Annotated in this window: 28 protein-coding genes; 15 read left to right on the top strand and 13 right to left on the bottom strand. The window is 62.5% G+C overall.

Features of this window, described 5'->3' with window-relative positions:
- Positions 1–159: 159 nt before the first annotated feature.
- On the bottom strand, positions 160–828 hold the full coding sequence (locus tag QMX85_RS19390) for a glutathione S-transferase (RefSeq protein WP_282343635.1): 669 nt from the start codon (positions 826–828) through the stop codon (positions 160–162).
- Between the two features lie 130 nt (positions 829–958).
- Here QMX85_RS19390 and QMX85_RS19385 point away from each other — a divergent pair, with 130 nt between their 5' ends.
- On the top strand, positions 959–1,369 hold the full coding sequence (locus QMX85_RS19385) for a DUF6491 family protein (RefSeq protein ID WP_090227150.1): 411 nt from the start codon (positions 959–961) through the stop codon (positions 1,367–1,369).
- A gap of 4 nt (positions 1,370–1,373) precedes the next feature.
- Here QMX85_RS19385 and QMX85_RS19380 read toward each other — a convergent pair whose 3' ends face one another.
- Together QMX85_RS19380 and xseA are read right to left on the bottom strand one after the other, a co-directional pair.
- On the bottom strand, positions 1,374–2,201 hold the full coding sequence (locus QMX85_RS19380) for a peptidoglycan DD-metalloendopeptidase family protein (RefSeq protein WP_282343633.1): 828 nt from the start codon (positions 2,199–2,201) through the stop codon (positions 1,374–1,376).
- A gap of 53 nt (positions 2,202–2,254) precedes the next feature.
- A complete protein-coding gene (gene xseA, locus QMX85_RS19375) occupies positions 2,255–3,631 on the bottom strand; it encodes an exodeoxyribonuclease VII large subunit (RefSeq protein ID WP_282343632.1) in 1,377 nt (458 codons plus the stop codon).
- Between the two features lie 106 nt (positions 3,632–3,737).
- On the opposite strand from xseA, the gene QMX85_RS19370 reads away from it, so the two are divergent.
- From QMX85_RS19370 to guaA, 4 genes are all read left to right on the top strand, one after another.
- Complete coding sequence (locus QMX85_RS19370) at positions 3,738–4,289, top strand: sugar ABC transporter ATPase (RefSeq protein WP_282343630.1); 552 nt, start codon at positions 3,738–3,740, stop codon at positions 4,287–4,289.
- A 60-nt stretch (positions 4,290–4,349) separates the two neighbouring features.
- Complete coding sequence (locus QMX85_RS19365) at positions 4,350–5,240, top strand: alpha/beta hydrolase (protein WP_282343628.1); 891 nt, start codon at positions 4,350–4,352, stop codon at positions 5,238–5,240.
- Between the two features lie 203 nt (positions 5,241–5,443).
- Positions 5,444–6,913, top strand: coding sequence for an IMP dehydrogenase (gene guaB / locus QMX85_RS19360; protein ID WP_090227159.1), 1,470 nt, complete (start codon positions 5,444–5,446; stop codon positions 6,911–6,913).
- Between the two features lie 150 nt (positions 6,914–7,063).
- The gene (gene guaA / locus QMX85_RS19355; RefSeq protein ID WP_282343625.1) at positions 7,064–8,641 is read left to right on the top strand and encodes a glutamine-hydrolyzing GMP synthase; all 1,578 of its coding nucleotides are present in this window, start codon (positions 7,064–7,066) and stop codon (positions 8,639–8,641) included.
- 81 nt (positions 8,642–8,722) lie between these two features.
- Here the strand turns inward: guaA and QMX85_RS19350 are convergent, their stop codons facing one another.
- Positions 8,723–8,884 (bottom strand): hypothetical protein, encoded by a 162-nt coding sequence (locus tag QMX85_RS19350; protein WP_282343623.1) that lies wholly within the window; start codon positions 8,882–8,884, stop codon positions 8,723–8,725.
- Between the two features lie 58 nt (positions 8,885–8,942).
- Between QMX85_RS19350 and QMX85_RS19345 the strand changes: the two genes are divergently transcribed.
- From QMX85_RS19345 to QMX85_RS19335, 3 genes are all read left to right on the top strand, one after another.
- Positions 8,943–10,199 (top strand): site-specific integrase, encoded by a 1,257-nt coding sequence (locus tag QMX85_RS19345; protein WP_282343621.1) that lies wholly within the window; start codon positions 8,943–8,945, stop codon positions 10,197–10,199.
- A gap of 61 nt (positions 10,200–10,260) precedes the next feature.
- Entirely contained in the window at positions 10,261–10,536 is a 276-nt protein-coding gene (locus QMX85_RS19340) for a hypothetical protein (RefSeq protein WP_282343619.1), read from the top strand.
- 4 nt (positions 10,537–10,540) lie between these two features.
- Entirely contained in the window at positions 10,541–11,065 is a 525-nt protein-coding gene (locus QMX85_RS19335) for a DNA-binding protein (protein ID WP_282343617.1), read from the top strand.
- Between the two features lie 15 nt (positions 11,066–11,080).
- Here QMX85_RS19335 and QMX85_RS19330 read toward each other — a convergent pair whose 3' ends face one another.
- Entirely contained in the window at positions 11,081–11,467 is a 387-nt protein-coding gene (locus tag QMX85_RS19330; RefSeq protein WP_282343615.1) for an AlpA family phage regulatory protein, read from the bottom strand.
- Between the two features lie 138 nt (positions 11,468–11,605).
- Here QMX85_RS19330 and QMX85_RS19325 point away from each other — a divergent pair, with 138 nt between their 5' ends.
- From QMX85_RS19325 to QMX85_RS19315, 3 genes are read left to right on the top strand one after another with little or no spacing between them, the layout of a single operon-like run.
- The gene (locus tag QMX85_RS19325) at positions 11,606–12,544 is read left to right on the top strand and encodes a hypothetical protein (protein WP_282343613.1); all 939 of its coding nucleotides are present in this window, start codon (positions 11,606–11,608) and stop codon (positions 12,542–12,544) included.
- Positions 12,545–12,557: 13 nt separating this feature from the next.
- The gene (locus QMX85_RS19320) at positions 12,558–13,037 is read left to right on the top strand and encodes a hypothetical protein (RefSeq protein ID WP_282343611.1); all 480 of its coding nucleotides are present in this window, start codon (positions 12,558–12,560) and stop codon (positions 13,035–13,037) included.
- Positions 13,038–13,059: 22 nt separating this feature from the next.
- Positions 13,060–13,875, top strand: a complete 816-nt coding sequence (locus QMX85_RS19315; RefSeq protein WP_282343609.1) for a TIGR02391 family protein — start codon at positions 13,060–13,062, stop codon at positions 13,873–13,875.
- 17 nt (positions 13,876–13,892) lie between these two features.
- On the opposite strand, the gene QMX85_RS19310 is transcribed toward QMX85_RS19315, so the two are convergent.
- The 7 genes from QMX85_RS19310 to QMX85_RS19280 all read right to left on the bottom strand — a co-directional run bounded on the left by QMX85_RS19310 (position 13,893) and on the right by QMX85_RS19280 (position 20,588).
- The gene (locus tag QMX85_RS19310; RefSeq protein ID WP_282343607.1) at positions 13,893–15,452 is read right to left on the bottom strand and encodes an LA2681 family HEPN domain-containing protein; all 1,560 of its coding nucleotides are present in this window, start codon (positions 15,450–15,452) and stop codon (positions 13,893–13,895) included.
- A gap of 64 nt (positions 15,453–15,516) precedes the next feature.
- Positions 15,517–16,542, bottom strand: a complete 1,026-nt coding sequence (locus QMX85_RS19305) for a DUF4917 family protein (protein WP_282343605.1) — start codon at positions 16,540–16,542, stop codon at positions 15,517–15,519.
- 33 nt (positions 16,543–16,575) lie between these two features.
- On the bottom strand, positions 16,576–17,358 hold the full coding sequence (locus tag QMX85_RS19300; protein WP_282343603.1) for a hypothetical protein: 783 nt from the start codon (positions 17,356–17,358) through the stop codon (positions 16,576–16,578).
- A gap of 103 nt (positions 17,359–17,461) precedes the next feature.
- The gene (locus tag QMX85_RS19295; RefSeq protein ID WP_282343601.1) at positions 17,462–19,183 is read right to left on the bottom strand and encodes an ABC-three component system protein; all 1,722 of its coding nucleotides are present in this window, start codon (positions 19,181–19,183) and stop codon (positions 17,462–17,464) included.
- On the bottom strand, positions 19,180–19,428 hold the full coding sequence (locus QMX85_RS19290; RefSeq protein WP_282343599.1) for an ABC-three component system middle component 6: 249 nt from the start codon (positions 19,426–19,428) through the stop codon (positions 19,180–19,182). Before QMX85_RS19290 ends, QMX85_RS19295 begins: the two co-directional genes overlap by 4 nt.
- Positions 19,425–20,345 carry an ABC-three component system protein gene (locus QMX85_RS19285; protein ID WP_282343597.1) on the bottom strand — a complete coding sequence of 307 codons (921 nt, stop codon included), beginning with the start codon at positions 20,343–20,345 and terminating at the stop codon, positions 19,425–19,427. Before QMX85_RS19285 ends, QMX85_RS19290 begins: the two co-directional genes overlap by 4 nt.
- Positions 20,346–20,393: 48 nt before the next feature.
- Positions 20,394–20,588: a type II toxin-antitoxin system RelB/DinJ family antitoxin gene (locus QMX85_RS19280; protein ID WP_166768550.1), complete on the bottom strand. Its 195-nt coding sequence runs from the start codon at positions 20,586–20,588 to the stop codon at positions 20,394–20,396.
- Positions 20,589–20,969: 381 nt separating this feature from the next.
- Between QMX85_RS19280 and QMX85_RS19275 the strand changes: the two genes are divergently transcribed.
- Positions 20,970–21,317 carry a DUF2958 domain-containing protein gene (locus tag QMX85_RS19275; RefSeq protein ID WP_282343648.1) on the top strand — a complete coding sequence of 116 codons (348 nt, stop codon included), beginning with the start codon at positions 20,970–20,972 and terminating at the stop codon, positions 21,315–21,317.
- Positions 21,318–21,342: 25 nt separating this feature from the next.
- Here QMX85_RS19275 and QMX85_RS19270 read toward each other — a convergent pair whose 3' ends face one another.
- Positions 21,343–22,401 carry a hypothetical protein gene (locus QMX85_RS19270; protein WP_282343590.1) on the bottom strand — a complete coding sequence of 353 codons (1,059 nt, stop codon included), beginning with the start codon at positions 22,399–22,401 and terminating at the stop codon, positions 21,343–21,345.
- Between the two features lie 609 nt (positions 22,402–23,010).
- Between QMX85_RS19270 and QMX85_RS19265 the strand changes: the two genes are divergently transcribed.
- The 3 genes from QMX85_RS19265 to QMX85_RS19255 all read left to right on the top strand — a co-directional run bounded on the left by QMX85_RS19265 (position 23,011) and on the right by QMX85_RS19255 (position 26,232).
- The gene (locus tag QMX85_RS19265) at positions 23,011–23,838 is read left to right on the top strand and encodes a DUF932 domain-containing protein (RefSeq protein ID WP_282343588.1); all 828 of its coding nucleotides are present in this window, start codon (positions 23,011–23,013) and stop codon (positions 23,836–23,838) included.
- 80 nt (positions 23,839–23,918) lie between these two features.
- A complete protein-coding gene (locus QMX85_RS19260) occupies positions 23,919–25,967 on the top strand; it encodes a ParB/RepB/Spo0J family partition protein (RefSeq protein WP_282343587.1) in 2,049 nt (682 codons plus the stop codon).
- Between the two features lie 61 nt (positions 25,968–26,028).
- The gene (locus QMX85_RS19255; protein WP_282343585.1) at positions 26,029–26,232 is read left to right on the top strand and encodes a hypothetical protein; all 204 of its coding nucleotides are present in this window, start codon (positions 26,029–26,031) and stop codon (positions 26,230–26,232) included.
- Positions 26,233–26,393 lie beyond the last annotated feature (161 nt).

The following is a 26,393-nucleotide window of genomic DNA, read 5'->3' as shown; positions in this document are numbered from 1 at the left end:
TAATCAGCGTGGATGCTTATGGCAAGGAAGTTGAAAAAAACGATAGAAAAGCGCGCCAGAAGAATTTTTTCTATATTTTTAGCCAAGCCTTGCGCTTGAAATGCAGAATTATTGCGAAGGCATAGCGCGTCGCAGCAGCGCCGCGACGCGCCGGGGCGATCACTCGGCGTAGGCGTACTCGCCGCCACGCTCCAGGGCGCGCCGGTAGGCGGGGCGTGCGTGGATGCGTTCGAGGAAGGCCTTGAGCCGGGGCCGGCTGGCATCCAGCCCGCCGCGCGAGGCGGCCGCTTCCAGCGGGAAACTCATCTGAATGTCGGCGGCGCTGAAGGCGTCGCCGGCGAACCATTCGCTCTTGCCCAGTTCGCTTTCCAGGTAATCCAGGTTGCGCCGCAGTTGCGGCTCGATGAAGGCGCCCTTCACCTTGCCGGCGATGCCGCGCGCGATGGGCTTGGCGAAGAACGGCATCGGCGCCGTCTCCATCTTGTCGAACACCAGCTTGAGCAGCAGCGGCGGCATCGCCGAGCCTTCCGCGAAGTGCAGCCAGTAGGTGCAGCGCAGGCGCTCGGGCGAGTCCGCGGCCGGCAGCAGCCAGTCGCCATAGCGGCTGGCGAGGTATTCGACGATGGCCCCGGACTCGGCCAGGGTCAGCTCGCCATCGGTGATCACCGGCGACTTGCCCAGCGGATGTATCGCGCGCAGTTCGGGCGGCGCCAGCATCGTCTGCGGGTCGCGCTGGTAGCGTTTGATCTCGTACTCGGTGCCGGTTTCCTCGAGCAGCCAGAGAATGCGCTGCGAGCGCGAGTTGTTCAGGTGGTGGACGGTGATCATGCCAAGCTCCCTGGAAGGATGTTGTTATTCGACGGCTGCGTGCGCGCATCGTGCGGGCCGTATCCGCTATTTTCAGCGTACGCGCGGCAGTTGTCGTGCCTTTGCATCGTCATTCATTCAGGAGTGCCCCATGAACCGCCTGAAGATCCTCGGCCTGTCAGCCCTGCTCCTGCTCGCCGCCTGCGCGCAGCAGCCCTACCGCGACGAATCGTTGCCGCTGGACGAGCGTCTGGCCCTGCTCGGTTTTCGCCAGGGCGAGGCGACGGATTCGATTCTCGCCTTCAACGTCAGCGGCTGGCAGCACCTCGACAGCCGCCACATCACCCTGGAAAGCGGCATCGGACGCAACTTCCTGATCGTCTTCAGCAACCCCTGCTACAACCTCGAGTCTGGCAACCGCATCGGCTACAGCACCACCGGTGGGTCGCTGACCCGGTTGGACAGGATCGTCGCCGTCGACAACGGCATGCCGCAGTCCTGCCTGATCGGTGACATCTACCGGCTGGAGAAGCTGCCCAAGGCCGAGCGCAAGGAAAGCTGACGCGCTACGGCTTGAACGCGCCGATGAAGATCGCCGGGTCGACGCGTACGCCGTTGAGGCTGACGTTCCAGTGCATGTGCGGGCCGGTGGCGCGCCCCGTGGAGCCGACGCGGCCGACCACGCCGCCGCGCGGGACTTCGTCGCCGACCTTCACGTCGATCTTCGACAGGTGGCAGAACATGCTGATCAGGCCCTGGCCGTGGTCGACGAACACCGTGTTGCCGTTGAAGAACAGGTTGCCGACCAGGGTCACCTTGCCGGCCGCCGGCGCCTTGATCGGCGTGCCGGCGGGCACCGCGAAGTCCAGCCCGGAGTGGGCGTTGCGCTCCTCGCCATTGAAGAACCGGCGCAGGCCGAAGGGCGACGACAGCGGCCCGTCCACCGGCTTGTCGAACAGCAGGTTGCTCGGCTGGCGCGCGGCGAAGTTGTCGTAGGCGCGGTTCTGTTCGGCCAGCTCGCGGTCGATGCGGATCAGGTCCTCGGCCAGCGGATTGACCTGGCGGGTGTTCTTCAGGGTGATGCGCTGTTCCTTGTAGTGCTTGGCGCCGACCTGGAACGCCAGCGTGCGCCCCGAGCCTTCGAGCCTGAGCAACTGCGCGCCGGGCTTGGCGGTCAGCGGGATGCCGACGATGGCGATCCAGCGGTTGTCCTCCTTCACCACCAGCACCGGCTTGCCCAGGTAGCTGGCCCGTGGCGCCTGCGCCTGCTCGCCCAGCGGCACCACCGCCACGCCACCGGGCACCGGCTTGTTCAACAGGCGACTGACGAAGCCCTCGGCCTGTACGGGCAGTGCGAGGATCAGGGCGAACAGCATCAGCAGTGCGCGGAGCATCGGGGATTCCTGGTGGAGGCGCGGCCGGAGCCGCGCGGAGAAGGTCGAGTAACTCAGAGCAGCGGCAGGGTCACCGGTTCCAGGTGGTTGTCTTCCACCCGGACTTCCAGCTCGCCATCGCCCAGGCGCGCCTTCAGGCGTTGGCCGGGGTGGGTCTGCGCGGCGGCGCGGATCGCCTTGCCGCGATCGTCGAGGAGTATCGAGTAACCGCGGCCGAGGGTGGCCAGCGGGCTGACCACGTTGAGTGTCTGCGCCAGCGCATGAAGGTTCTGGCGCCGTTGCCGGAGGGCGTCGTTCATCGCCCTCGGCAGACGCGACTGCAGGTGTTCCAGACGCTGGCGCAGCAAGGTCAGCGCGCGTCCCGGATGCTGCGCGGCGAGCCGTGTCTCCAGGCGCGCCAGGCGTTCGTGGGAGATCGCCAGACGCCGTTCCAGGGCCCGGCTCAGGCGTTGTTCCAGATCGTCGATGCGCTGCGATTGCTGCAGCAGGCGTTCGCCCGGATGACGCAGGCGGCGCGCCAGGTGCTCCAGGCGCTGGGCATCGCGGTGCAGGCGATCCTGCATCCGCAGGAGCAGGCGGCGACGCAGGCCGTCGAGGCGCAGACGCAGGTCGGCGCTGTGCGGGGCGAGCAGTTCGGCGGCGGCTGAAGGCGTCGGCGCGCGCACGTCGGCGACGAAATCGGCGATCGACACGTCGGTCTCGTGACCGACGGCGCTGACGATCGGCGTCACGCAGGCGTCGATGGCGCGCGCCACGGCTTCCTCGTTGAAGCACCAGAGGTCCTCCAGCGAGCCGCCGCCGCGAGCCAGGATCAGCGCATCGAAACCCTGGGCGTCGGCCAGTTGCAGCGCGCGGACGATCTGCGCCGTGGCCTCGCGCCCCTGCACGGCGGTGGGCACCAGGGTCAAGGCGACCTGCGGCGCGCGGCGGCGAAACACGCTGATGATGTCGCGGATCACTGCGCCGGTCGGCGAACTGACGATGCCGATGCGTTGCGGGTGGGCGGGCAGGGTGGCCTTGCGTTCGGCGGCGAACAAGCCCTCGTCGCCGAGCTTGCCTTTCAGCGCCTCGAAGGCCAGGCGCAGCGCGCCGTCGCCGGCGGGCTCGACGGAGTCGAGGATCAACTGATAGTCGCCGCGCCCCTCGAACAGCGAGACCTTGCCGCGCACGCGTACCGCCAGGCCGTCGCGCAGGGCCTGGCGCACGCGCAGGGCGTTCTGCCGGAACAGCGCGCAACGCACCTGGGCGGTGCTGTCCTTGAGGGTGAAATAGAGGTGCCCGGAGGCCGGTTTGGCGAGGTTGGAAATCTCGCCCTCGACCCAGACCTGGGCGAACACGTCCTCCAGCAGCAGCCGCGCGCGGCCGTTGAGTTGGGTGACGGTGAGGATGTCGCGGTCGAGGCCGAGTCGTTCGAAGGAGTCTTTGCGCATGCCGGCATGATAAGCGCCACGGCCGCCGCGCAGAAACTCCCGGCGGACGGATGCGGAGGGCCCGGGTGATATAGTTTCGCCCCGTCGTGCCCAGCCGAGCCCGTTCATGAGCGACAACCAGGCGATCATCGTCCCGCGTATTTCCACCTTTCCCGGTCACGAGACCAAGGCCTGGGCGATTTTGCGCTGGCTGGTCCGCCTGGACGTGGTGGCCGAGCTGCCGACCACCTGCGGGCTGGGTGGCGCGCGCATGGCCTATGCCATCGGCGAGGGCGCGCGGCGGGTGGTCGAGCATCCCGAGCGGCTGCCGTTCGGCCTGCCGGCAAACGGCCTGGAAGTCGTCACCCGGCGCTGCATCTATACGCCGACCCGTGGCTTCAGGGAGGAGGCCGGCTGCCCGGAATGCCGCCAGGAAATCGGCGAGGCGCTGTTCGATTCGCTGGACGAGTGGATGCCCGGCGAGACCGACCATTTCACCTGCCCGGAATGCCATTACGAGGACGAGATCAACAACTTCCTGTTCCTCCAGCCGTGCGCGTTTTCCAACCTGGGCTTCATCTTCAACGGCTGGGCCGAGGCGCAATTTCGTCCCGGTTTCCTCGAGCAGTTCGGCGAGCGGCTCGGCTTTCCGGTGGCGCTGGTGCGGGTCGACGGCTGAGGGAACCGAATCCTGCCGGGCGCTTCTACTAAGAAGTCCCTCGAACAGCAGGAGCGCCGCATGACCGCTACCGTCCGCGCCGGGGTTCTGGACGTCGCCTACGAGGCGCACGGCCCGGAGCAGGGCACGCCCGTGGTGCTGCTGCACGGCTTCCCCTACGACATCCACGCCTACGACGAGGTCGCGCCGGTCCTCGCCGGGCATGGCTGCCGGGTGCTGGTGCCCTACCTGCGTGGCTACGGACCGACGCGTTTCGTCTCCCGACACACCCCGCGCTCCGGGCAGCAGGCGGCGCTCGGCCACGACCTGCTGGCGTTCCTCGACGCGCTGGGCATTTCCCGCGCGTTGCTCGCCGGCTACGACTGGGGTGGGCGCGCCGCGGGGATCGTCGCCGCGCTCTGGCCGCATCGGGTGGCCGCACTGGTGATCGCCGACGGTTATCCGATCCAGGACATCGACGCCGCGTCGCAACCTGCCGATCCACAGGCCGAGTGGCGCTACTGGTATCAGTACTACTTCCACAGCGAACGCGGCCGCGCCGGCCTTGCGGCCAATCGCCAGGCGCTGTGCCGACTGCTCTGGGAGCTGTGGTCGCCGACCTGGCGTTTCGATGCGGCCACCTTCGAGCGCAGCGCGACGGCCTTCGACAACCCGGATTTCGTCGAGGTGGTGATCCATTCCTACCGCCACCGCTACGGTCTGGTGGAGGGCGACCCGGCCTACGAGGACAGCGAGCGGGCCTTGCGGGCGCAGCCGCGCATCGAGGTGCCGACCACGGTGCTGGCCGGTGGCGACGACGGTGTCTCCGGCTTGCGCGGCGGCGCGGTGGAAGCCGCGCATTTCGGGGCGGCCTACCACTATGAGGCGATCGCCGACTGCGGCCACAACATTCCCCAGGAGCAACCGCAGGCGTTCGCTGGAGCGATCCTGCAGCGGCTCGGTCTGGCCTGACGCGTTCCGCGCCTGGCCTGGGAGTGGGGCGGCGTTGCAGCCCCGTGCCCACGGTGGGGGTGCAGGTGCCGGCGTTTGCTGCAGGCGCAGGCCGGCTGAGGGACGCCGCGCCTGCCGCGAACTGGCTGCGAAATCGCATTGAGACGCCGCGTGCGGCTAGGTATAATGCCGCGCTTCCTTTTTCCCGCCTGGGAGCCCCCGCCATGCTGCGCATCAGCCAAGAAGCCCTGACTTTCGACGATGTCCTCCTGATCCCCGGTTATTCCGAGGTTTTGCCGAAAGATGTCAGCCTCAAGACCCGTCTGACCCGTGGTATCGAGCTGAACATCCCGCTGATCTCCGCGGCCATGGACACCGTCACCGAATCGCGCCTGGCCATCGCCATGGCCCAGGAAGGCGGCATCGGCATCATCCACAAGAACATGAGCATCGAGCAGCAGGCCGGCGAAGTCCGCAAGGTCAAGCGCTTCGAGGCCGGCGTGGTGAAGGACCCGATCACCATCGAGGCCGACGCCAGCGTGCGCGACCTGTTCGAGCTGACCCGCATGCACAACATCTCCGGCGTGCCGGTGCTGTCCGATGGCGATCTGGTCGGCATCGTCACCTCGCGTGACGTGCGTTTCGAGAACCGCATGGACGCCCGCGTCCGTGAAGTGATGACGCCCAAGGAACGCCTGGTCACGGTGCGCGAAGGCGCCGACAAGAACACCGTGCGCGAGCTGCTGCACAAGCATCGCATCGAGAAGGTGCTGATCGTCGATGAAGCCTTCGCCCTCAAGGGCATGATGACCGTCAAGGACATCGAGAAAGCCAAGGCCTACCCGTTCGCCAGCAAGGACGACGCCGGCAGCCTGCGCGTCGGCGCCGCGGTCGGCACCGGTGCCGATACCGCCGAGCGCGTCGCCGCACTGGTCGCCGCCGGCGTCGACGTGGTGGTGGTGGACACCGCCCACGGCCATTCCAAGGGCGTGATCGAGCGCGTGCGCTGGGTCAAGCAGACCTACCCGCAGGTCCAGGTGATCGGCGGCAACATCGCCACCGGCGCCGCCGCCAAGGCCCTCGCTGAAGCCGGCGCCGATGCCGTCAAGGTCGGCATCGGCCCGGGCTCGATCTGCACCACGCGGATCGTCACCGGCATCGGCGTACCGCAGATCAGCGCCGTCTCCAACGTCGCCGCGGCCCTCGAAGGCACCGGCGTTCCGCTGATCGCCGACGGTGGCATCCGCTTCTCCGGCGACCTGTCCAAGGCCATCGTCGCCGGCGCCAACTGCGTGATGATGGGCTCGATGTTCGCCGGTACCGAAGAAGCGCCGGGCGAAGTTGAGCTGTTCCAGGGCCGCTCTTACAAGGCCTACCGCGGCATGGGCTCGTTAGGCGCCATGTCCCAGGCCCAGGGTTCCTCGGACCGCTACTTCCAGGATTCCTCCGCCGGCGCCGAGAAGCTGGTCCCTGAAGGCATCGAAGGCCGGGTGCCGTATAAGGGCCCGCTGAGCGCGATCATCCACCAGCTGATGGGCGGGCTGCGTGCGTCCATGGGCTACACCGGCAGCGCCGACATCGAAGAGATGCGCACCAAGCCGGAGTTCGTGCGCATCACCGGCGCCGGCATGGCCGAGTCGCACGTGCACGACGTGCAGATCACCAAGGAAGCGCCGAACTACCGGGTAGGTTGAAATCGATTTGCCGCCGCCGCGCGTCCTCTTTCGGCTTCGCGGCGCGGCAATCGCTTCGAGAAAAGGCTGAAAGCACGGGGCTGTTCCATTCAGCCCCGTGTTGTTTCTGAATCAAGACTGTTTCCGTACCCTTTCAAGCGAGACCGAATCATGTCCCTCGACATTCACGCTCACCGCATCCTGATCCTCGACTTCGGCTCGCAGTACACCCAGCTGATCGCCCGTCGCGTGCGCGAAATCGGCGTGTACTGCGAACTTCATCCGTTCGACATGGACGATGAGGCGATCCGTGAATTCGCGCCCAGGGGCGTGATCCTCGCCGGCGGGCCGGAGTCGGTGCACGAGGCCGACAGCCCGCGTTGCCCGCAGGCGGTGTTCGACCTCGGCGTGCCGGTATTCGGTATCTGCTACGGCATGCAGACCATGGCCGAGCAGATGGGCGGCAAGGTCGAGGGTTCCGACCTGCGTGAATTCGGCTATGCGCGCGTCGACGTCGTCGGCAAGAGCCGCCTGCTGGACGGCATCGAAGACCACGTCGACGCCGATGGCGTGCTCGGTCTCGATGTGTGGATGAGCCACGGTGACAAGGTCACCCGGATGCCGGAAGACTTCCACATCCTGGCCAGCACCCCGAGCTGCCCGATCGCCGGCATGTTCAGCGACGAGCGCCGTTACTACGGCGTGCAGTTCCACCCGGAAGTGACCCACACCAAGCAGGGCGGTCGCATCCTGTCGCGCTTCATCCTCGACATCTGCGAGTGCGAGGCGCTGTGGACGCCGTCGAAGATCGCCGAGGACGCCATCGCCCAGGTGCGCGCCCAGGTCGGCACCGACAACGTGCTGCTCGGCCTGTCCGGCGGGGTCGACTCCTCGGTGGTCGCCGCGCTGCTGCACAAGGCCATCGGCGACCAGCTGACCTGCGTGTTCGTCGACAACGGCCTGCTGCGCCTGCACGAAGGCGAGCAGGTGATGGCCATGTTCGCCGAGAACATGGGCGTCAAGGTGATCCGCGCCAACGCCGAGGACCAGTTCCTCGCCAACCTCGCCGGTGAAGCCGACCCGGAGAAGAAGCGCAAGATCATCGGCCGCACCTTCATCGACGTGTTCGATGCCGAGTCGAGCAAGCTGCACAACATCAAGTACCTGGCCCAGGGCACCATCTATCCCGACGTGATCGAGTCGGCGGGCGCCAAGAGCGGCAAGGCCCACGTGATCAAGTCGCACCACAACGTGGGTGGCCTGCCGGAAGAGATGAACCTCAAGCTGGTCGAGCCGCTGCGCGAACTGTTCAAGGACGAAGTGCGTCGCCTCGGCCTGGAACTCGGCCTGCCCTACGACATGGTCTACCGGCACCCGTTCCCCGGTCCGGGCCTGGGCGTGCGCATCCTCGGCGAAGTGAAGAAGGAATACGCCGACCTGCTGCGCCGCGCCGACCACATCTTCATCGAAGAGCTGCGCAAGGCCGACTGGTATCACAAGGTCAGCCAGGCCTTCGTGGTGTTCCAGCCCGTGAAATCGGTCGGCGTGGTCGGCGACGGTCGCCGCTACGCCTGGGTCGTCGCGTTGCGCGCGGTGGAAACCATCGACTTCATGACCGCCCGCTGGGCGCACCTGCCCTACGAACTGCTGGAAACCGTCAGCGGCCGCATCATCAACGAGATCGACGGCATCTCGCGGGTCACCTACGACGTCTCGAGCAAGCCGCCAGCGACCATCGAGTGGGAGTAAATTAACGTCCTTCGGGGACTATCGCCAGCTATCGAAAAACTGACGTAACGTGTTGATTTATAAATAAGTACGTCACGTCGGCTATCGGTGACTATCGCCGGCCAGCGGAACAGGTTGGCGGTGGAACTGGCGGTAAGAACCGGAGGCCGGATTAAGACCCTCCCGTTCACTATTCAGACCAAAGCCGTCTTTGACGGTAAAAGTCTCCTCGGGAAAGCTTGTTTCATGCGGCTTTCCGAGCATCAGCAGGTCTCCTGGCCCCTGACGGTAAAAGCCGTCACGAACAGGAGGAAAAACCTCGATGCTTACCGACACCGCACTGCGCAACCTCAAGCCTAAGTCCAAGATTTATAAGGCTTCTGACCGGGATGGAATGTACGTGACGGTATCGCCTACCGGTACCGTCACCTTCCGCTACGATTACCGTCTCAACGGCCGCCGCGAGACGCTGACCATCGGCCGCTACGGGCCGGCCGGCATTTCGCTGGCCTTGGCGCGCGAAAAGCTGATCGACGCCAAGAAGACCGTCGCTCAAGGCAAGTCACCCGCACTGGAGAAGCAGCGTGACAAGCGCCGGCTGACGGCCGCCAAGACCTTCGGCGACGTAACCGAGAAGTGGTTGGCGGGTGCCCGTATGGCCGACAGCACCAAGGCGATGCGCAAACACATCGTCGACCGGGACATCCTTCCGGTCTTCCAGAATCGCCAACTCAACGAAATCACTGCCGATGACTTGCGCGCACTGTGTAGCAAGGTGAAGGAGCGCGGCGCGCCTGCCACCGCGGTTCACGTGCGTGACATCGTGAAGCAGGTCTATTCCTTCGCCATCTTGCATGGCGAGAACGTGGACAACCCCGCCGACGGCGTGGGCGCGGCGTCGATTGCGACCTTCGTTCCGAAGGACCGCGCGTTGTCGCCGCTGGAGATCCGGTTGGTTTCTCGGCAGATGGAATCGGTTGCCACCTATCCGACCATCCGGTTGGCGCTGCGCATGATCCTGCTGACGCTGGTGCGCAAGAGCGAACTAGTCGAGGCCACCTGGGATGAGGTCGATTTCGAGAACGCGACCTGGACGATCCCGAAGCAGCGAATGAAGGGACGCAATCCGCACATGGTCTATCTGTCGCGCCAAGCCCTCGACATCTTCGTGGCGCTGCACACCTGCGCGGCTGGCTCCAAGTTCGTTCTGCCTTCGCGCTACGACGCCGATCGCTGTATGTCGAACGCGACCCTGAACCGGGTCACGCAGATCGTGGCGGAGCGTGCGAAGGCGGCCGGTCTGCCGCTGGAGCCGTTCACCGTCCACGACTTGCGCCGTACCGGCTCGACCCTGCTCAATGAAATCGGCTTCAACCGCGACTGGATCGAGAAGTGTCTGGCACACGAAGACGGCCGTTCCTCGCGCTCGATCTACAACAAGGCCGAGTACGCCGAGCAGCGGCGCCACATGCTCCAAGAGTGGGCCAACATGGTGGATGCTTGGATCGACGGGCAGACCTACGTGCCGAAGCTGATGCCGGAGAACGTAGTCGTGCCGGCGTTGAGCGCGATGGCCTGAAGTCGTGCCAAGGTTGTCACTTGACAACCTTGGCGGTCATCCCCATACTGGAGTATCACTGATGGCCCGTTCCTCTCATCCGAAGAAAGAGGTCGAGCAAGCTCTCAGGCACGCCGAAGGGCAGGGTTGGCGCGTCGAAGTCGGCGGCAGCCACGCTTGGGGGCGTATTTACTGTCGGTACAACGACGAGGAGTGCCGCTGCGGCGAGTTCTGCATCACGTCGGTATGGAGTACGCCGAAGAACCCCGGCAACCACGCCCGTGCCTTGCAGCGTGTCGTGGACAACTGCACCACGCATCGCAAGCAGCGCGAGGCTGGTGACGATGCCAAGGAGTAGCGCGATGGAATACACCTTTACCTTGAAGTACCAGCTTGCCGACGACGACCGCGACCCGGACGTGCTGGTTGAGTGCCTGGGCGAAGCCGGCTGCGACGATGCCTTGGTCGGCATAGGCCAGCCCGGACGGCTGGCGCTGGAGTTCACCCGCGAGGCGGCCGATGCGGAGTCTGCCGTGCGTAGTGCTCTGGCGAATGTGCGCAGTGCCGTGCCGTCGGCCAAGCTGATCGAAGTTGCGCCGGATTTGGTTGGGCTGACCGACGTGGCCGATATCGTAGGGGTGTCGCGGCAGAACATGCGCAAGCTCATGTTGGCGCATCCGGGTAGCTTTCCCGCGCCGGTGCATGAGGGAAGTGCGTCGATCTGGCACCTAGCCGACGTGCTGGCCTGGTTGCAGGCCAAGGGCAGCTATTCGCTGGCCAAGGACGTGCTGGAAGTTGCGCGGGTGGCCCTGCAGGTCAACGTGGCAAAGGAAGGCCAACGCCTGCCACGCTCGGCGTCCAAGGAACTGCAAGCTTTGGTTGGATGAGGCGCGTTGTCGGCCTCATCCTTCTCTCGAACCCGCCCCAACAGGGCGGGTTTTTCGTAGGTGGACATCCGGTTTTGAGGTGCTGCGGCGAGGGGCTTGTTTACGTGCCTCGACCCACGCTTCCACTTCGGCCAAGTCCCATACGACACAGCGCGGCGTCAGGTTGAAGCGGCGAGGGAACTCGCCACGGCGCTCCATTTCGTAAATCGTTGTCTCGGCCAAGGGGACGATCAGCCGCAGTTCCTGGCGGCGGATGGTGCGGCGGAAGGGCAAAACACTGCGCTTTGGAAACTGCGGGAGATCGGCGTAGGCATCCGAGCCGGGGAGGGGGACGGATACGGGGCGCGGTGGCTCCTCGGCGCCATTGTCTCGGCTGATGCGCTGTGACGGGTTATTCTCCATATGGCACTCCGTGAGTGTTGGGCGCTGCAAGGTTCGCTGCCGCACGAAGTAATGGTGGCTTTCATTGGCTATCGCGGAAACTCACTGGAGCGTAGAGGAGCGTATTCAAGAACAGCAGCCACGAGAAAGGGCAGGGGCATGGCGACGGTGACGGTTTCTCCGATTCATTTCGAGGACTACAGTGGTGTCCAATTCGAGCGCCTTGTCTTTGCGTATCACGTGCGCGCCGGCTGGCGTGACCTGATTTGGCACGGTCAATCGGGGGGCGATCAAGGGCGGGACATCTCGGGCATTGAGCCCTTTGATGACCAGCCAGCATGCAAGACCATCATCCAATGCGCGAACCGGGACACGCTGACCTTGGCGAAAGCCAAGGGCGATATGAGCAAGGCGGTCAAGGCCGCTGACGGGACACCGAATGCCTTCAAGTTCGTCTCTCGTGGCGCTGTTTCGGACGCCAGCCGAACACGGATCGAGCAAGCCGCAGCTTCCTTAGGGGTTGCTCATGTGACGATATGGTCAGGCGTGGAATTCGAGGAAAACCTGCGGCTTCGTGCCGAGTACCTGCTGCATCGTTTCGTCCAAGGCATCGAGTTTCCCGACGCTGAAACGGAGATCCGAAAGTTCGTGGACGACTTCCCCGATCTCTCGGATGCCGATGCGCTGCAATTGATGGCGACCGTGTTCGATCGGCCGGCCTTTCGCACGCCGTTTCAACAGGAAAGCTCCTTGCCTGCCTTTCAGCAGGCGATAGAAGACACCATTGGCGCACTCAACACTGGCGTGTGGCGGACGCGCGAGGGCGACGAGATCAGGCGCATCCCCTCGATTCACCATCTTCGAGACCAACGTATCCAAGCGGTGCTTACAAAGGTGGCTCGTCAGGTCGATGAGCTACGCCGCATCTTTGTGAGCCGCCTCAAGGACGGGGAGATCAGGCACTGCGGATGCGGTCAGCCGAATTGCCCCACGTACATGCTAACGAATCGCGTTGCCGACGAACTGGACGAAGCCAGACGAAAAATTCTGACGACGTTTCGATCTGTGCATGCGTCCTTTAATGTGAGTCTTCAGTAGGTGAGCATGGCAAATGGCACTGTCCGAAGTCCAAATTCAGTATCTCAACCATCATCCGCCAGGCGAGGCGGTGGCACGCGCGTTGTCCGAGCTACTGGACGATGACCATGACTTGCTCGGCATCGACGCTAACGAACGATCCATCACCTTTCGCTTCGCGATGTATCTCCAGAAACATTTTCCTGATTGGACTGTAGATTGCGAATACAACCGCGATGGCATAGAACCGAAGCGGCTCGGACATCTGGAGCTTTATCCGGACAGCGAGGATGATGAGGCGAAGACCGTATTTCCAGACGTGATCGTTCACCGGCGAGGAACGAGAAACAACCATCTGGTCTTGGAGTTCAAGAAGTCAACGAGCCGCATCGACCGACAGATCGACCTTCGGAAACTTTGTGGCTACAAGCAGCAGCTTGGCTATGAGCATGCCCTTTTTGTGGAGGTTGGCACCGAGGGGCAGGCGATCATCACCGTGCTTGAATGGGCCTGAGAGGCGGAAGAGAACAGAACTCATGATACGCATTCCACCGTTCAGCTCGCAGCACCTTGAAGCGGCCTGCCGAGTCCTCGCCGATACCGAGCGCGGTTTGAGCGGAACGCAGATCGAGCGGTTGCTGCAGGAGGTCGAGGTCGCAGACCCGTCTCCCGGCATGACCAAGTGGAAGCGGCTGTTCAATGGGTTGGCCGGTGCGCAGAACCAGCATCAGCTCGGCAACCACCTCATCATGTTCATCAACCGCGCGATGAACCCGGTGAACTACGCCCGCGACGCTGCGGCGTTTGCATGGCGGCGCGACGAACTCAACGTCGTCCTGGCCTTCTCCGGTTTCTACGTGCGCGAAGATGGCAAGGTCGCGCACGCCGACAAGGCAACAACGCTCAATGCCGCGCGAGCCCGTGCGGGACGACTCAAGGCCGCACTGGAAAGTCGCATCGTGCACGCGGAAGTGCTGAACTACTGCCGCGCCGAGTTGCTGGACGAAAACTACTTCCATGCCGTCTTCGAGGCGACGAAGGGCGTTGCAGAGCGGATTCGCCTGCTGTCAGGTTTGAGCGGCGATGGTGCTGACCTGGTGAACAAGGCGTTCGCAGGACAACAGCCGGTTCTGGCTTTGGGGCCGCTCATCACTGAGTCGGAGAAGAGCGAGCAGAAAGGCTTTGCCAACTTGCTGATCGGCCTGTTTGGAGCCGTGCGTAATCCGCTGGCCCATGCACCCAAGACAAACTGGCCAATGTCCGAACAGGACGCACTGGACATCCTTACCCTGGTATCGCTGATTCATCGCAAGTTGGATGGCGCCATGAAAGTGGCTTCCGTCTCGCCATAAAAGAGGCAAGAACGCAGTTAGGTTTCGTCATCGCGTCCACGAATCCAGTCGTGATCAGGGACGATCAGGGACCCAACAAAGCCGTCTGCTCGCTCTGCCAAACCTTGCTCGTGTTGCGAAATTGAAAGTGCAAGCATTTGGACGGCCGATCTGGCAACACGCAAAGCGCGCGCTACCTCATGAGTAAACGGCTCCCTTCGGTGGCGTTCGATTTCAGGCGCTTGCCTGCTGTTCGCTGGGTCGCCAATGTCATGCAGTACAACGAATCGGTGCGTCCCTGCGTTGCGGAGGTCCTTTTGAGAACGCAAGATGCCCGCGCTGCTGTCATAGTCCTCGGCGAGCTCTACAAGGCCATAGAGGGCGCTGGCGCCCCCACGAATCGCCTTCTCCACTTTTTCCGCAAGTGGGCACGCGCCGGTGGTCTTGTCAGGTTTTCCCCGCCACATCTTCCCGAAGTAGACCTTGTCGGGGGAGTGCCCAAGCTCGAAGTAATGGTTCGCTGTCACAGCGATTTTGTCGAGCAGGTCAAGCGCCGTGCGGTGTGCCAAGATAAGCGCAGACGCATCTGGGCCATAGGTAGCATAGTCAAGCGTGTCCCCAAATCGCCCCGTCGCCGGCCACACTTCTTCGTCGATAGCCCTCCATAGCAAGTCACGCGCGAGGATGAAGTCACTCTTCAGCACGTTGAACATGGCGAAGACGGGCGGTGGCGTCCCGCCTGCATCCAGTTCGCGCTCCAGAATCCCGGGAAGCATGAGCCAGTCCAGCTTGCCCATGGTGGGATCGATAAGTTCCACGGCCGGCGCAAGCGTCAGGCGTTCACGCTCGACCCAACTGACGAATGGATCTTGGTGCTGCGATCGCGATGGCGGATCTCCCAATTCGCTTGCGAACGCAGCGATCTGCGCCGCAGCCTGTGCGCCAGCGTATTCGATGACTCGATCCCGATGCCGATCCGCAATCTTGGCCAACATGATCGCCTCGATGCGGGTAAGCTCTGAACAGCCACCGCGCTCATAAAGCCAAAGAAGATTGCGAGCCGCAGAACTTGCAGCAACTCCGTTCTCCGGGTCAAGTTCAAGTGCGGCAAGCCATCCATCATGAGCTTCGCCAAGCCGATAGCTGCTGCTGAATTGGTTGGCAAGGTTCGTCCAAGCTTGAGTTCGAAGCGCTGATTCGGCTTCCACGTCCTGAGCCACTTTCCAGAAGCATCGTCGGGCTTCTGCGCGACGTTCTCTAGTGACCTCCTGATGATTCAACCAATTTGCATCGCGAGGTGGGGAGCCTGTCGCGGCGACCAGCCCGTTGGCTAGGTTGTATGTGATATGGGCAGTTGGAAATAGGCTGTGGAGCTCCCGAAACAGCGTGAGCCCTTCTTCAATCGCGTCCTTCTGCTGAGTCAATGTACCGCCATCTACCAGGATGGCCGCGCGCAGACCCATCAGGTTGAATCGCTCATCTGTATCGAGATTGAGATTGACCTCCCGGGCCTGTTTCACCGCCTCGGCAGGATTGGTGTTCAGCAAGGTATTCAGATGAGCGGATCGCTCGTAGAACCTGTCCAGCATTGATGACATAACGGGGCTCCGTCAGGGGGTGCCGTGCTCGTTTGCATGACGGCGCCGACTGCCGTCCTTGGGGCTACACGACAGGACGTAATACTTGATGGGCTGGGTGAATCCAGCAACCTGGGCTTTCGCTATCGAAGAAATCCACCTCGATATGTGCTCCCAACTCGTCGTGGATCGTCTGGAAGACCCGATTGCAGTAAGCCTGATCCCCTCGGAATACTGATACCGCCACACGATTGATGCCCGTGTCTTTCATGCGTTTCAGGAGGTGAATGTCTTGCTCGGCAAAGCCCCAGCCGTAGACCACCAGCGTGTCCCGCTGTGATTTCAGAACCTCTCTATAGACGGTGGAGAGGTAGTAGCTGTTCTGAATGGAAGCAACTTTCTGCGCCCACGTTCCCTCGCTCACGAACAAGGGCACGACCTCTCCGTTTTGCCAGCGTTGCAGGACCGCCTCCAGCAACCCGTCCTGAAGGTTGTGGATCTTGCGCTCCTGCTCAACCAAGTTTCGGCACAACACCAGACTGCCATGCGCATAGAACACCAGTGAGGTTGAACGATCTCCTCGGATCGGCTGCCTGAATCGCTGCCAGTCATCGTCGAAGGCGCCACCTCCCACAAAGCAGTCTTTGAACGCATGCTGGTCGTCGATATCCAACCCGTAGGTCATCGCCCAGTACAGTACCAGGTCGTAGTTGAGCGAAATGACGGTTCTGAACCGCTTCAAGAAATGATAGATGCTCGGCAGGTGGACGCTTACCGCACCGTGCTCCGGGTGAATGTCGCGGACTGTTTGGATGAGGCAGTCCCTAAGACCGACGTAGGCGGCATGGGTCCGCTCGTCCGGTATTCGTAGCGAACGATTGACGTTTGATGCCTGCCAGACGATCCGAAGAACCAGCTCGAAGTCGTTGGTCTGAAAGAATTCAAACAACCGCTGAGCATCCTCGGGAAGCAGGTTCTGCTCGGCGGCATGTTGCAGCAACGAGCCGTAAGAGAAGCTCGGGCTGACGGAAATGCTGGCACCGTTGCCGAGCAGAACTGTGCAGCCGTAGTTCTCCGCAATCGCTTCCCAAGACCTGATCTCAAACGGCATGTTGTTGGTCCTTGCACATTCAAGTCGGGAGGTTCAAGGCTGTGGAGTTCTCACGAGATGGTTCTTGAGCAGGAACCAGCACATATTGAGCGCGAAAGAACGGCCAAGCCGCGTCATCTGATCTTCAGGGATTCTCACCGGGCGGTGAGCGCCAGGACTGAGAAAACCGAAAACACCAGCCAAGCCTTTTTCCTCCTCCGTGGTGATCTCGCCGCCGCTGCGCAGGAACGTAAGCACCTCGCCCCACTTTGATGGATTGTAAGCAGCGGGCGTCTGCCGCTGCGAGGCAACATGGGCGGCTATGTCGCCGGCCAAAGTTTCCAGCGCCACACGGGCGTTCACAAGCGATGCGTTGTAGTCCGGCGGAGTTGCCCGGAACGCGCCAGCCGAATCGTTGATCTTGGCGATGATCTCCTGCGCACGAGGAGCCCCAGAGTTCTGTAGCGCCGTGATCAGGTCGTCTTCCAAGGGAGCCGCATCGGAGATCGACGGATCGGTCTGGATCAGCTTTTTGTCCTGGATGATGTAGCCGTCCAGCAGGAGGCATTGCGCCAGATCATGCTGGCGCTCGTCGAATCGATACTTCGGATTGACCCTGGCCCGTAGATCGCCCGCAGTTGCAATGACCTCAGCCAGCGCCAGCATAAGCGTGCGGTCATTCAGATCGCGCAGCGTATTAAACAAACCGTATAACAGTTGCCCGTGCGACAACGAAAGGTGCTTGGCGCCGTACTTGCCCAGAAGTACGATTGAAATCATCGGCTCCTGCAGCTCCAGGAATTGGGCGAACGAATAGCGAGTTCTCTGTCCGATCATGCTGCCTCTCGAAAATTGCAGATGGGCGTACCAAGCTTGTTCTTACCCATAGCCTGGAAGCTTGGGCTCAGGCGGACGCTCTAGATTTCAATCAATCCTGTACTCATCCGAATCTGATGCCAAACAGCCCGCCATCCTCCGTTGCATCTGTCAACCGCGTGGGAAGTACATAGTCATTCAGGTCGAAGCCTTCGATGGCTTCTTTGAAGGCATCGTCTTCATTCATCGTTACGATGTACTGAAAGCCAAGCTCCTGCGCGATCTCTGAGCCCAGACGCAATGCGCTGATGACCTGGCGCCCATCGACCCCATCGAATAGATGACTGTCATGGATCAGGAAGCCCGGCCCCATCTGCCGCTTGGCGCACAGGCGCATGAGCATCATGTCGAAGCAGAAGATCTGCATGTTCTTGATGCCCTTGCTGCGCTCGCCCTGCATCGGAAACTTGAAGATCGGTCCATTCGAGGTTTCGTCGACCGTCATGCTGCCGGCCGACTCATATAAGCGTTGGGAAGTTTCCTCGAAGGCTACGATAGCCTCCGCTAGTCGTTCCTTCTGCTCGGCGAAGTCACGCCGCAGGCGGATCGTGAGGCGGTTGCGCTCGATCTCCAATTCGTTCTTTGTGCCTTCGAGCTGCTCTGCGGCCTCGAAGCGTTGCCGTAACGATTCCACTTCGGACTCCAGCCGCCCCAGTTCGCCTTGCAGCTTGAGGAACTGTTCGAGCGCACCGTGGCTCCTGAGAATGCCCAGGATTTCGCCACGTCTCTGGTCGAGCTGCGCCTTCTTACTATCGCGCAGCTCGATACGTAGCTTCGCAGCTTCGAGTTCGCTGGACAGATAGTCTTTGCGATTGCGCACCACGGATTCATGAAAGCTCTTCACGTCCTCGTAGCGGCGCTTGACCAAGCCAGGTAGCACGATACCGGCTTCTTGATAGACCGCCTGGAGGTCTTCATGGTCCGGAGGAACCTCAGAGGCCAGCGCGCTTTCCAGATCACGAATAGCTGAGAAGTCGATGGTGTTGGCATTCGCCAGCTCATTGAGCTGGCGGGTCAAGCTGGCGCTCTCGACTTCCAGTTCCCGGTACTCCGGCAAGACCTGAAAAGTTCCAACTTCAGCGTGAAGCTTCCTGAGACGAGCTTCCTGGATGGTCAGCTCAGTGCGCAAGTCGGCGGCCTTGCCGATGATCGAGCCGAACGCACCGTTGCCGGCCGCCTTCTTCAACTCTTCGAGGGTCTTCTCCCGATCGCGCACGGCTTGCCAATCTCGGGCAATCTGCCAGTCCAGTCCGAGCAGGAACATCAGCGCCATCTGCATGTCGCCAGTTCCCTGCATCGTGGCCTGCTTTTCTGGCGTCATGAAGGCGCCGCTCGCCTGCCGGCGTACGAAGTAGGCAAACAGCGACCGAAACGAAGGCGGCTTGCTGCCTGCAGCTTCAAGGCTGCTCAGGCCAAACATTTGTTCGCCGAGAAACGTGCACCACTCGGTGGCCGAGAACTTGACCTTCGCGGCAGGCGGAACTGTTATGAAGATTTTGGCTTTGGAGCTGCCGCTTCGCTCGACGACGGTTCGTTCCGACTTCAGATCGAAGTCCATCCCGAAAGTGTGTTCGGCCAACTCCGAGGTGCGAAAGATCGAGTCCGGACCGGCATCCGCGCCAAGAAGAAAATGCACTAATTCAATGAAGCTGGTTTTTCCGGCGCGATTGCGCGTTTGCTTGGTGGTCGCTCCCTCGGTTTTTTGAGCGAGCAGTACGCTCAGCCCGGACTTCAGTTCTCCAAGATTCTTGAAGCTAGGCAGCGTGCTGAAAATGTGGTGAATCACGCTGTCCTCCGCGCCACAAGGCCACTTTCGAGTTCGATGGTGCCAAGGGCAAACAGGAGGTCGAGGGCGAGCAAGAACCAGTCATACGTAATTCGCCGAGGCATTGCGGCCAGGCCAGCGTCATGCCTGTTCAATTCCTCCCACAGCGCGGAGACAGTCTTGGGGCGCGCGAGGAAGGTTAATACATGCGCGCCGACGGTCAGTAGCGCACGATCCTGCGGCAGATGTTTGGATGGCAGGATCATGCAGCCCCCATCGCTTGAGCGTCTTCAAAAATCTCGCACTTGTCGAACAGGTACGCCATGACGGCCAACACCGCGGCCTTGTGCGCAGGCGAGGTATTCGCAGCGCCCCCGGCCCACGCTTCTAGGCGACCGAATATTTCATCTGGATGGAGCTGCGGAGCGCCGTCCCGCAGCCCCACGTATTCACTCTTGAACGCCTGCGCGATTTGTTCGCCGTAGGTGGGGTTCTTCCAGTTATTGAAGAACTGAGCAACGAGCGGGGACTTCTGCATGCCGATCTTCAGGAAGTCAGCCACAGCCTGAGACAGCAGGTTTGCCTCGATCTTTCCGCGTGACACGTCCTTCACTTCGCTCGTCGTGGGGATGGGAGTGATGCTGATATGGGTAAGCACAGCGACCAAGTCGCTGAAGCCCAAATTAGTGTTCGCTTCCATCGTCAGGGAGGGGCCAAACCAGGATTCAAGATCCTGAAGGCTCAGTAGGCGGAACTTCGCCAGCATTTCCTCGTACCCACAGTGGCCGATTTTGATCTGCGGATTGTCTTGCCCGAGTTTGGCCAGAGCTTCGATGATGTGGGGGCCTAACCGCCCATCGGGTGCATTGTGGACGAAGGTCCACTCATCAAAGTGTTCTTCCCAATGCTCTTTAGCCCCCTCGAAGTCCTCGGTGATCTTCTTGATGGCCTCGGCGGCGCTCAATTCATTGGGGGCGTAGCTCTGAAACAGGATCCGCGCGGAAGGCAAGTATCCGTCGTTCTTCCTGTCTCCAACATTACCCCAGGGCCGGCAAGCCATGAAGTCGTTGGGGTGCACCTTCGACATCAGCTTCTCGAACAGATGTTGAAATCCATCCCCTTTGGATTCCAAGAAGGCAATGCGGAAGTCCTTTTCGTAGTTGAGCTGTTGTATGCGATCCATGCGTTCAGGCCCTGGCCTTAATGTTCTTGGAGTTTTTCAGGCAGAAGCTCATGGCTTCTTGGTATTGGGCTGGGCCTGCACACGATTGATATCGAAGGGAAGCGCCTTATCGGCTGCAATGCGCGTCAGCAGCACCCGAATGGCGTCCGACACGGACAAGCCCATTCCTGCCAAGACGTTCGTGGCTTCCTCTTTGATATGCCCGTCAATCCGGGCGCGAACGACATCACTGCTGCTTGCCATTACATGCCTCAAGCTTTGTTGTAGCTACATTGTGCTTCATTTGGGCTTCGCTGTCATGGGCTATTTGTTGTCGTCATCCCGTCGTCCGGCTCGCGGGTTGCACCCGCAACTCGGGGGGAGTCGCGGCCATTTGGCTTTGATCCCTGTGGCCTCCGGCCTGGACGGGCCTGCGCGCTCCGCTTGCCAGCGGCAGGGCAGCGGGGTTGTTTGGTGCGCGGGGCGGTCTTGCTGTTCCCTTCACCGTATCACGGCGTTCTCGCCGTCAAGGGCGGCGCGCCGATGGCGCTGGCGTCCTGCGGCCGGCTTGCGCCCCCTGACCGCTGCGCTGCGCCGTGCTGGCGACGGTTCCGGGCAATTCCGCCCGTGCAACCGGAGATCGCCATAGACACACTTATCACCGATGGACAACGCTTCCTGCTGCTGGCCAACGGCCGCGAATCATTCCGGAACCCTGACTTCGACCCCGCTCCCGTGGTCAAGCTGTTCACGCCGGACGCCGGGGCGACTTGGCTGCTGACCGAGATCGACCCGGACGATAACGACCATGCTTTTGGCCTGTGTGACCTGGGCCTGGGGATGCCTGAACTCGGCTGGGTCAGCTTGCAGGAGCTAGCGAATGTACGCGGACGACTTGGCCTGCCGATCGAGCGCGATTTGCACTTCCGCGCGGAGAAGCGCCTGATCGCTTATGCGCGCGACGCGCGGCGGGCAGGGCAGATCCTCGTGTAAGCGAAGGGGGGCTTCGGCCTCCTTTTCATTGTGTCTGTTCTTCGAGGTATCGAGCCATTTCCTCGAAGCCGCTCACCACGGTGCAATCCGAAAACTTGTCCAGCCCGATTCTCTTGTCGGACAAGAGGTTCGCAAATTTCCTGTCCGTGAAAAGCGCATGGGCGACGGGGAGGGCGGATGCCGCTATCAGGAAGTCGTTGGGATCTCCATTTTTGTATCGACGATTCGGATCAAACCGCATCAATCCATACAGCGAGCTGAGGATGCGCATTGTCGGCAATGCGCGCGAGGAAGGCGTCTGCTTCCAGTGGTTCATCGCGTTCAAAGCATTCAGGGTGATTTCCTGGTGATTGAGTGCCATGCCTTCACTGAGGAACCAGGCTTCGATGCCACCCTTCACTTCTAAGAAAATGCCTGTGTTGAGATTCACAACCTCGGCCTGATGCTGTGCCTTGCCATCATTGAGGGCGGCAATGCCGCGCGAGTTGTCCCATTTCTCACCCGGTGCATTGCCGGCCACATCCAACTGGATGGAAAACGGAAGCTCGTACAGGGCATCAAAAAAAGCTTTGTTGAATGTGACTTCGTCCACCTGCGCCTTGACGAAGTCCGGCAGCGAGATGGTCGGTATCCCCATCATTTCGACAGGGCTGCACAAGAAGTCTTCCGGACCCTCGACTTCACCCAGTCGGTTCGTCCGCAGCTTCTGCAACTCGGAGCCGATACGGTCATGGAAGGACGTGATGCAAAGCCCATGGGAAAGCTCGTTTACCAGCTTCTTGAGCGCCTCTCGGGTGGTCGGATCGACCATCGAGTCCAACTCAAAGTACGTGGGGACGCCGATGGGGAACGCGAAGCGTCCTGTTAGCACGGCTCGTTCGATGCTCGCGCCAAATGCCTTCATCTCTGCCGTTAGGGTGGCCTTGTTCTGCTGGTAGTCCGCCACACATTTCCAGGCGAGCGTGTCGAAATAAATCAGCTTGAACGAACTCGCCCGAACGGCTTTATCTCTGCGCCGCTGCTTGACGTGCTCGTGGAAGCTGACTTCAGGGTGCTCTCGATGCACTTCAATGTAGTGGCTCAATCGAGTAGCGGATGCTCTGATGGCTGATTCGAGAGATGGCGGCATGGATGGTCGAATTCGTCCCTGTTTGTTGGAGCGGGTGGCTTTCCACCTGGGCATTGAACCGGAATAGTAAGTCGGGAAACCTTGGGCGTCTCCGCTTCGCGGATCGCGCTGCTCCAGGTTCGCAATTCGCTCATCCCTGACGGGACTGGCATTCGCCAGCCTTCCATATCGCTGACGCCTACGGCCCGGATTGCTCGATCCGGGCCTGCGCGCTTCGCTTGCCGTGCGGTCGGCGCATAGAGGCGGCCGTTGCCATGTCCAGCCGTCTCCCCTGACTTCATCACCTTGTCCGCGACTGTAGCCCGCGTCCGTGTGCCGTCAAGGCGCGCAGGGCCGTGTCCTCGGCTGCGCCTGCGGGCCGCACCAACCCTGCGCTTGTCTCCTTGACGGCCCCCGTCCACGGGCTCCCTTCCGTCGCGGGCGATGAACTCAGGAAAGACGGTGGCAACAGGGCCAACCGGGTTCCTCGTGCCGACCGCACCGAACAGCCGAAAGGCTGGGCTCCGAATCTAGGAATCCGGTGTGCGGTTTTAACAGCAAACCCTTTTCGTCAGGAGAAATGCAATGCAACTCGCATCCCGATTCGCTTCCCGTTCCCCGTCGCTGCGCAGCGATTACCCGCTGTCCGACGATCAAATCCGCAGGGTCGCGCCGTCCATCTTCGCGGAAGCCCCGCACGAAAGCCGTTCAGAGCGGTACGCCTATATCCCCACCGCTGCCGTGCTGACGGAGCTTCGCAAGGAAGGGTTCCAGCCCTTCATGGTGGCGCAGACCCGCGTGCGCAACGAAGACCGCCGCGATTTCACCAAGCACATGATCCGGCTGCGTCATGCCAACCAGGTCAACGATGCAGAAGCCAATGAAATCGTCCTGCTGAACTCGCACGACGGCACCAGCAGCTATCAATTATTGGCTGGCCTGCTGCGCTTTGTCTGCCAGAACGGATTGGTATTCGGTGACACCGTGGCCGATGTGCGCGTACCCCACAAGGGCGACGTGGCCGGGCACGTCATCGAAGGCGCTTACGAAGTGTTGAGCGGCTTCGACCGGGTGAAGGAATCCCGCGATTCCATGCGCGCCATCACCTTGAACGATGGCGAATCCGAAGTGTTCGCCCGCGCCGCGCTGGCCCTCAAGTACGACGACCCCGACAAGCCCGCGCCCATCACGGAATCGCAAATCCTGATGCCGCGCCGCTACGACGACCGCCGCCCGGACTTGTGGAGCATGTTCAACCGCACGCAAGAAAACCTGACCCAAGGCGGCCTGCGCGGGCGCAGCGCCAACGGACGCCGCTACCAGACTCGTCCGGTGCAGGGCATCGACCAAAACATTCGTCTCAACCGCGCGCTTTGGCTGCTGGCCGATGGCATGTGCCAGTTGAAAGCCTGAAACCCCACGCGGCAGGGGCAGGCAGCAGCCCTTGCCGCTTCTCTCGCTGCTGCATCCCTCAACCGATTGGAGCTATCACCATGAACGTCGTTACCCAAACCGAAACCATCGCCATCGAAACTGCCGCCCCGCTGGAAGTGGCCGACCCGACCAAGAACCTGATTCTGGTTCCGCTCTCGCAGTTGCTGCCGCGCCGCTCCAAGCGCAACGCACGTAAGACCCCGCGCCTGTCCATTCCCGAACTGGCCGTGAGCATTACCCGCATCGGCCTGCTGCAAAACCTCGTCGTCATCCTCGCGGCCAATGGCGAGCAATACGAAGTGGTGGCGGGCGACCGCCGACTGACCGCCTTGAAGCTGCTGGCGAAGAAGAAGCGCATCGCCACCGACTACGAAGTACCGTGCCTGCTGGTGCCCGATGCTTCGGCGCGTACCGTGAGCTTGGCCGAGAACCTGTTGCGCGAGAACATGCACCCCGCCGACCAGTTCGAGGCGTTCGCCGCACTGGTCAAGGAGGGCCGTCCCATCGAAGACATTGCCGCCGACTTCGGCGTGTCCCCGCTGGTGGTGCAGCGCCGCTTGAAGCTGGCCAACGTCTCGCCGCGCCTGCTGGCCGACTACCGGGCCGGAGCCGTCACCCTGGAACAGTTGATGGCCCTGACCATCACCGACGACCACGCCGCGCAGGAAGCCGCGTTCTACGGTGCGCCCGAATGGCAGCGTGGCGCGTCCGCGCTGCGCGAACGCCTGACCGAGCGCGAAATCGACGCCACGCACGCGCTGGTGCGCTTCGTCGGGCTGGATGCCTACCAACAGGCTGGCGGCGGCATCCGCCGCGACCTGTTCGCCGAAGGCGATGCCGGCACCTACCTCACCGATACCGCACTGCTGGAAACGCTGGTGCGCGGCAAGCTGGATGCGCTGGCCGAGGACGTGCGCGCCGAGGGTTGGGCATGGGTGGAAGCCGTGCCGCACATGAGCTACGCCGAGCGGCAGGCGTTCCAGAACGCACCGCGCCAGCGCCGCGAACCGAGCACCCGCGAAGCCCGCCGCATCGCCTCGCTGCAAATCCGCCTCGACAAGATCGACGCCGAACTGGAAGAAGCCTACGACGCCGAGGACGAGGACAAGACCGAGTCGCTGGAACCGCGCCGCGAACAGGTCGCCGGAGAACTGCAAGCCGTGGAGGAAGCCTTGCAGGGCTACGCCCCGGACGTGCGCGCCGTGGCCGGTGCCGTCGTCACCCTCGACCGCAGCGGCGAAGCCGTGATTCATCGCGGGCTGCTGCGCGAAGCCGAAGCCAAGGCGCTGCGCACGCTGGAACGCTTGCGGCAGGGTTTCGGCAGCACGGAAGACGAAGCCGGGAACGACGACGAAGGCGAGGACGCCGAGCAGCCCAAGGCTGCGAGCCTGTCCGACCGGCTGGCCCAGCGCTTGAGCGCGCACCGCACCGCCGCGCTGCAAATCGAAGTCGCCCGGCATCCGCAAGTCGCACTGGCCGCGCTGGCGCATGGAATGGTGCAGAGCATCTTGCAGGACAGCCACTACGGCCACGACTTGCCGCTGGGCGTGCGCCTGACCGTGCAAGACCGGCTGGAAGGCATGGCCCCCGACTGGCCCGAATCGCCTGCCGCCGTAGCCCTGCGCGAGTTGCAGCAGGTCGCGGGCGAAGCGCTGCCGCAGGACAGCGCCGAACTGTTCGCAGCGCTGCTGGCGATGGAGCAGGGCGAACTGGTGCGGCTGCTGGCGGTATGCGTGGCGGCGACCGTGGACGTGGTGACGCCTCGCGCCACGACGCACCAGCCGGGCGCGGAACTGGCGCAGGCCGTAGGCCTCGACATGGCGACATGGTGGCAGCCCACCGCAGACGGCTATTTCCAGCATGTGCCGAAGGCCGCGATTCTGGAAGCCGTGGGCGAGTTCGCACCGTCGCACGCTACCCGACTGGCGAAGTTGAAGAAGGCGGACATTGCCAGCGAAGCCGAACGGCTGGCGGACGGCACCGGCTGGATGCCTGCCATCTTCAAGACCGAAGGCCCGGAAGCTGCGCCGCAGGAAACGCAAGCACAGGATGCCCCGGGGGATGCCGTGGCAATGGCGGATGAACCCGCCGAGGCACTGGCCGCTTGACCCGCGCCGAAGGCAAGCGCCCCGGCCTCGACCGGGGCGCTTCGCTTGAAGGAGAGGCCCCTTGATCCGCACCACCACCCCGCGCACGACGGCGACCTATGCGCCCGGCACGGTACGCTCTCGCCGCAGGCACGGCGAAGGCGACGTGCGCGGTTACCGTCCGCCCCCCGGCTGGACAGCCTGCACCGATCTGACCGACTTGCATCCCATCACAGGCCACGCCTTTCCGCGTGCTCTCTGGGGGATCATCGAAACCAAGGAATAACGAGCGGCACCGGCCCAAGCCGTTCCGCCTTGGGGCCGCTTGTCGAAAATCCGGGCGCGGCGGTGGCCGCGCCCGGTTCCAGCGTCCAAAGCAAAATCGCCACCTCGCCCCCCGCGGCCCCGGGGCGCCCGGGGGGGGCCGCCACTGGCGTGGGCCGGGGT

Source organism: Pseudomonas sp. PS02288, from assembly GCF_029959715.1.
GTDB classification, from domain to species: Bacteria; Pseudomonadota; Gammaproteobacteria; order Pseudomonadales; family Pseudomonadaceae; genus Pseudomonas_O; species Pseudomonas_O kuykendallii.
This window is presented reverse-complemented; position numbering and strand designations above follow the sequence as displayed.